The organism is Sandarakinorhabdus oryzae (assembly GCF_009733735.1).
Classification (GTDB): domain Bacteria; phylum Pseudomonadota; class Alphaproteobacteria; order Sphingomonadales; family Sphingomonadaceae; genus Sandarakinorhabdus; species Sandarakinorhabdus oryzae.
The window spans coordinates 1-4831 of record NZ_WNJP01000190.1; the positions used below are offsets into that span (position 1 = coordinate 1).

At 65.0% G+C, this 4831-nt stretch carries 5 protein-coding genes; 2 read left to right on the forward strand and 3 right to left on the reverse strand.

What is annotated here, in order from left to right:
• The 3 genes from GJ693_RS13800 to GJ693_RS13810 form a co-directional block, all read right to left on the reverse strand.
• Positions 1 to 354: biotin/lipoyl-containing protein (locus GJ693_RS13800; protein ID WP_235902930.1), on the reverse strand; the 354-nt coding region annotated here is incomplete at its 3' end.
• Positions 354 to 1403 carry a pyruvate dehydrogenase (acetyl-transferring) E1 component subunit alpha gene (pdhA, locus tag GJ693_RS13805; protein ID WP_156256857.1) on the reverse strand — a complete coding sequence of 350 codons (1050 nt, stop codon included), beginning with the start codon at positions 1401 to 1403 and terminating at the stop codon, positions 354 to 356. The genes GJ693_RS13800 and pdhA, both read right to left, overlap by 1 nt.
• A gap of 114 nt (positions 1404 to 1517) precedes the next feature.
• Complete coding sequence (locus GJ693_RS13810) at positions 1518 to 1847, reverse strand: FtsB family cell division protein (RefSeq protein WP_197042207.1); 330 nt, start codon at positions 1845 to 1847, stop codon at positions 1518 to 1520.
• A gap of 110 nt (positions 1848 to 1957) precedes the next feature.
• Here GJ693_RS13810 and GJ693_RS13815 point away from each other — a divergent pair, with 110 nt between their 5' ends.
• Both GJ693_RS13815 and GJ693_RS13820 read left to right on the forward strand, forming a co-directional pair.
• Positions 1958 to 3997, forward strand: a complete 2040-nt coding sequence (locus tag GJ693_RS13815; protein ID WP_156256859.1) for a 3-hydroxyacyl-CoA dehydrogenase NAD-binding domain-containing protein — start codon at positions 1958 to 1960, stop codon at positions 3995 to 3997.
• A gap of 29 nt (positions 3998 to 4026) precedes the next feature.
• Positions 4027 to 4831, forward strand: an 805-nt coding sequence (locus tag GJ693_RS13820; protein WP_156256860.1) for a DUF3089 domain-containing protein, incomplete at its 3' end; no start/stop codon positions are given.

Below are 4831 nucleotides of genomic sequence, written 5' to 3' on the forward strand. Positions count from 1 at the left end.
GGCAGCCACCGGGGCAGCCACCGGTGTGGCGGCAGGCGTTGCCTGAACGGCCGCAACCGGCGCTGCGGCAGGCGGCGGCGGTGCAGACGGGGCCGGAGCCGGCGCTGCGGCTTCATCCTCACCGGCAATGTTGATGATCGGGGTGCCCACCTTCACGCCTTCGGAACCGGCCGCGACCAGCAGCGCGGTCACCGTGCCGCCATCATCGGCTTCCAGCTCCATCGTGGCCTTGTCGGTCTCGATCTCGGCAATCACGTCGCCCGGCTTTACCGTATCACCCACGGCGACCAGCCATTTGGCCAGCGTACCCTCTTCCATGGTGGGCGACATGGCGGGGAGGAGAATCTGCGGCATCAATAGGTTCCCAGCAGCACGTCGGTGTGGAGTTCAGCCAGCGCTGGTTCCGGCGCTTCCAGCGCAAAATCGGCGGCTTCGGCCACTTCATCCCGCACCTCGCGGTCGATGGCCTTCAGCGCCGCCTCGTCGGCATGGCCTTCATCGAGGATCAGCTTCTTCAGCCCCTCGATCGGGTCGCTCTTCTCGCGCATCGCCTGCACTTCCTCGCGGCTGCGATACTTGGCCGGGTCGCTCATCGAATGGCCACGATAGCGATAGGTCTTCATTTCCAGCAGCAAGGGCCCCTTGCCGGCCTTCACCCACTCCACCGCCGCCTTGGCCGCGCCGCGCACGGCCAGCACGTCCATGCCGTCCACCTGCAGGCCCGGCACCCGGAAGCTTTCGCCGCGGCGGTAGAGCTGATCCTCGGCGCTGGCGCGATTGACCGAAGTGCCCATGGCATATTGGTTGTTCTCGATGACGAAGATCACCGGCAGCTTCCACAGCTCGGCCATGTTGAAGCTTTCATAGACCTGGCCCTGGTTGGCCGCGCCATCGCCGAAATAGGTGACCGCGAGGTGACCGTCGTTCTTGTACTTGTGGGCAAAGGCCAGCCCGGCGCCCAGTGGCACCTGCGCGCCCACGATGCCGTGGCCGCCGAAGAAGCCATGCTCCACGCTGAACATGTGCATGGAACCGCCCTTGCCGCGGCTGATGCCGGCGGCGCGGCCGGTGAGTTCGGCCATCACCGCCTTGGAGCTGATCCCGCAGGCCAGCATGTGGCCGTGATCGCGATAGCCGGTGATGATGCTGTCACCCTTGGTCAGTTCGGCCTGGATGCCGACCACCACGGCCTCCTGGCCGATGTAGAGGTGGCAGAAACCGCCGATCTGGCCCATGCCATAAAGCTGGCCGGCGCGCTCTTCAAAGCGGCGGATCAGCACCATCTGGCGATACATATCGAGCAATTCTTCACGCGAGGCGGTGTACCGCTCCGGTTCGTCAGGACGCGGCCAGTTGGGAATCGGCGGTGCGGATGATGCCTTGCGGCCGGGGCTGCGAGCCAAGTTCTTCACCTTTCACTGGCGCTACCCTGCTGGTATAAAATGTCGCACAGGCCGCGCAAAGCCCTCATCCGGCGCGATGTGCCGGACTGGTTACACGCATTCGTATTCAGCGGATCAGTTGGCGGCCTGCGCCTGAGTGGCCGGCAGCGGCACCACAACCTCGTCCGGCTTCACCAGATCAAGATTGCGGCGTACCAGCTCGTCGGCCAGATCGGGATCGACATGGCGCGGATCGAGCAGCACGAGCCGGCGTTGCAGCGCGGCCTGCTGCTCCTCGCTCGACACCACCGCCTGCTGCAGCTTGGAGCGCTGCACCTTGTATTCGCGCCAGGCGACATAGCCAGTGGGGCCGGACACAGCGTGGAAGGCGAAATAGCCACCGACAGTCAGGCACACCGCCGGCAGGGCGGAGCGCATCATCAACTGCTTCAGGGTCAGTTTCATCGCCATTGCCGGGCAAGTTACGCAAACACTGGCCTATCCACAAGGCTGCAATCTCACCAAACAGGTGCTAGCAGTGTCCTTAAAGCAACGCCTTGGGAGGAAATGCGCTCATGACCGCCATCAACACCGTCGTCGATCTGTCGAAAGACGGCGACATCGCTGTCGTCACGGTGAATTCGCCGCCAGTCAACGCGCTCTCCGCCGATGTGCGCGACGGGCTGGCCGGTGCCTTTGCCGCCATTGCCGCTGATTCTGCCGTGAAGGCCGCCGTGCTGGTCTGCGCCGGCCGCACCTTCATCGCCGGCGCCGATATTTCCGAATTCGGCAAGCCGCCGCGCGGCGCCTCGCTGCCGGCCGTGCAGGATGCGATGGAAGCCTCCCCTGTGCCGGTGATCGCGGCCATCCACGGCACGGCCCTGGGCGGTGGCCTGGAAGTCGCACTGTGCGCGCACTACCGGGTGAGCGATGCCAAGGCGAAGTTTGGCCTGCCGGAGGTCAAGCTGGGCCTGCTGCCCGGCGCCGGTGGCACCCAGCGTCTGCCGCGCATCGTGGGCGCGAAAAAGGCCACTGAAATGGTGACCAGCGGCGCACAGATGGGCGCCAAGGATGCGCTGGCCACCGGGCTGGTGGACGAGGTCGTGGACGGCGACCTGACTGCCGGTGCCATCGCCTTTGCCCGAAAGCTGGTCGCCGAAAAGCGCCCGCTGAAAAAGGTGCGTGATGACAGCAGCAAGATTGGCGGCACTGCGGCCGAACTGGCACCGTTCTTCGCCGAGTTCCGCAAGGCCAATGCCAAGGCGTTCAAGGGCTTTGATGCACCCGAAGCCAATATCAAGTGCATCGAGGCCGCCGTTGCCCTGCCCTTCGCTGAAGGCCTGAAAGTCGAACGCAGTGAATTCATGAAGCTGATGAACGGGCTGCAATCGGCAGCCCAGCGCCATGTCTTCTTCGCCGAACGCGCCGCCGCCAAGATCGACGGGCTGCCAGCGGATGTGCAGCCGCTGCCGGTCAAGAAGGTTGGCGTGATCGGTGCCGGCACCATGGGCGGCGGCATCTCGATGAACTTCCTGTCGGTCGGCATCCCCGTCACCATCGTCGAGATGAAGCAGGAAGCGCTGGATCGCGGCGTTGGCATCATCCGCAAGAATTACCAGAACAGTGCCGACAAGGGCCGCTTCCCGCAGAGCGAGGTGGACGCGCGCATGGGCCGTCTCACCCCGACGCTGAACATGGACGATCTCGCCGATTGCGACCTGATCATCGAGGCCGTGTTCGAGAACATGGCGATCAAGAAGGATATTTTTGGGCGTCTGGACAAGATCGCCAAGCCCGGCGCCATCCTGGCCAGCAACACCAGCTATCTTGATGTGGACGAGATCGCGTCGGCCACCACACGGCCCGAATATGTGCTGGGCATGCATTATTTCTCGCCGGCCAACGTCATGCGGCTGCTCGAGGTCGTGCGCGGCGCCAAGACCGATCCCCAGGTGCTGGCCACCGCCATGGCCATCGGCAAGGCCACCGGCAAGATCGCGGTGGTCGCCGGCGTGTGCCACGGCTTCATCGGCAACCGCATGCTCGCCCGCCGCCAGCAACAGGCCAATCTGCTGATGCTGGAAGGCGCGGCGCCGGCTGATATCGACCGTGTGCTCACCGATTTCGGCTTCCCGATGGGCCCGTTCCAGATGAGCGATCTGGCCGGACTCGATATCGGCTGGAATGCCGAAACCTCGAAGGGCGAAACCGTGCGTGACCGGCTCTGTGAAGCCGGCTTGCGTGGCCAGAAGAACGGCAAGGGCTTCTATGTCTATGACGAGAACCGCAACCGCACGCCCAACCCGGAAGCGTTGGCCATCATCGATGCCTATGCCGTGGAGAAGGGCATCAACCGCCGCACCATCGACGATCAGGAAATCCTGGAGCGTTGCCTGTTCCCGATGGTGAACGAAGGCGCCCGCATCCTCGCCGAAGGCAAGGCCCAGCGCGCCAGCGATATCGATATCGTCTGGATCAACGGCTATGGCTGGCCGGTTTATCGCGGCGGCCCGATGTTCTGGGCGCAGAATGATGTGGGCCGGGAGCGCATCATCGAAATGCTGGAGAAGATGGGCGAAGAGGTTTCGCCGGTTTTGAAGGATGGCTGGAAGTAAGGACCGAGGGCCCGCCAAAAGGACAAAGCATGAAACGCACGCTCTTCACGCTCCTCACCCTGCTCGCCGCGCCCACGCTGGCCGCGGAAACCCCCGACTATGCCAAGCCCGAGACTTGGCTGTGCCGCCCCGGTGCCGCCGACCCGTGCAGCGGCGATGCCAGCGTCAGCCGGGTGCCGGCCGACATTTCGGCGATCTCACTCGATCTGCTGCCGGCAGCGAAAAAGCCGAAGATCGACTGTTTCTACGTCTATCCCACCGTTTCCACCGACCCGACGCCCAACAGCGACATGACCGCCGATGCAGCGGAAAAATTCGTCGCCCAGGCCCAGGCGGCGCCGTTCCGCCAGGCCTGCCGCCTGTTCGCGCCGCAGTATCGCCAGGTCACGCTGGCGGCATTGCGCGACCGCATGGCCGGCAAGGGTGACACGGCTGACCGGGCCATGGCCTATGGCGACGTCAAGGCGGCGTGGGCGCATTATCTCAAGCACAACAACAAGGGCCGCGGCGTCATCCTGATCGGCCACAGCCAGGGCAGCGGCGTGCTGAAGGCGCTGATCCAGAACGAGATCGAGGGCAAGCCGGCCGCCAAACAGATCATTGCGGCCTATCTCGCCGGCCACAATCTGCTGGTGCCGGAGGGCAAGGATGTCGGCGGCGACTTGAAGTCCACGCCGCTCTGCCGCTCCTCGACCCAGACCGGCTGCGTCGTCAGCTGGGTCAGCTTCCGCGATACCATGGCGGTGCCGGCCGCCAGCCTGTTCGGCCGCCCGCCCGCCGGCAGCCCGGCCGGGATGGCCGTGGCCTGCACCAACCCGGCGGCGCTGGCCGGTG

Bases quoted from the DNA above. Each gene is read 5' to 3' on its own strand.
- GJ693_RS13810 (WP_197042207.1), bottom strand. From the start codon at position 1,847: ATGAAACTGACCCTGAAGCAGTTGATGATGCGCTCCGCCCTGCCGGCG.
- GJ693_RS13815 (WP_156256859.1), top strand. From the start codon at position 1,958: ATGACCGCCATCAACACCGTCGTCGATCTGTCGAAAGACGGCGACATC.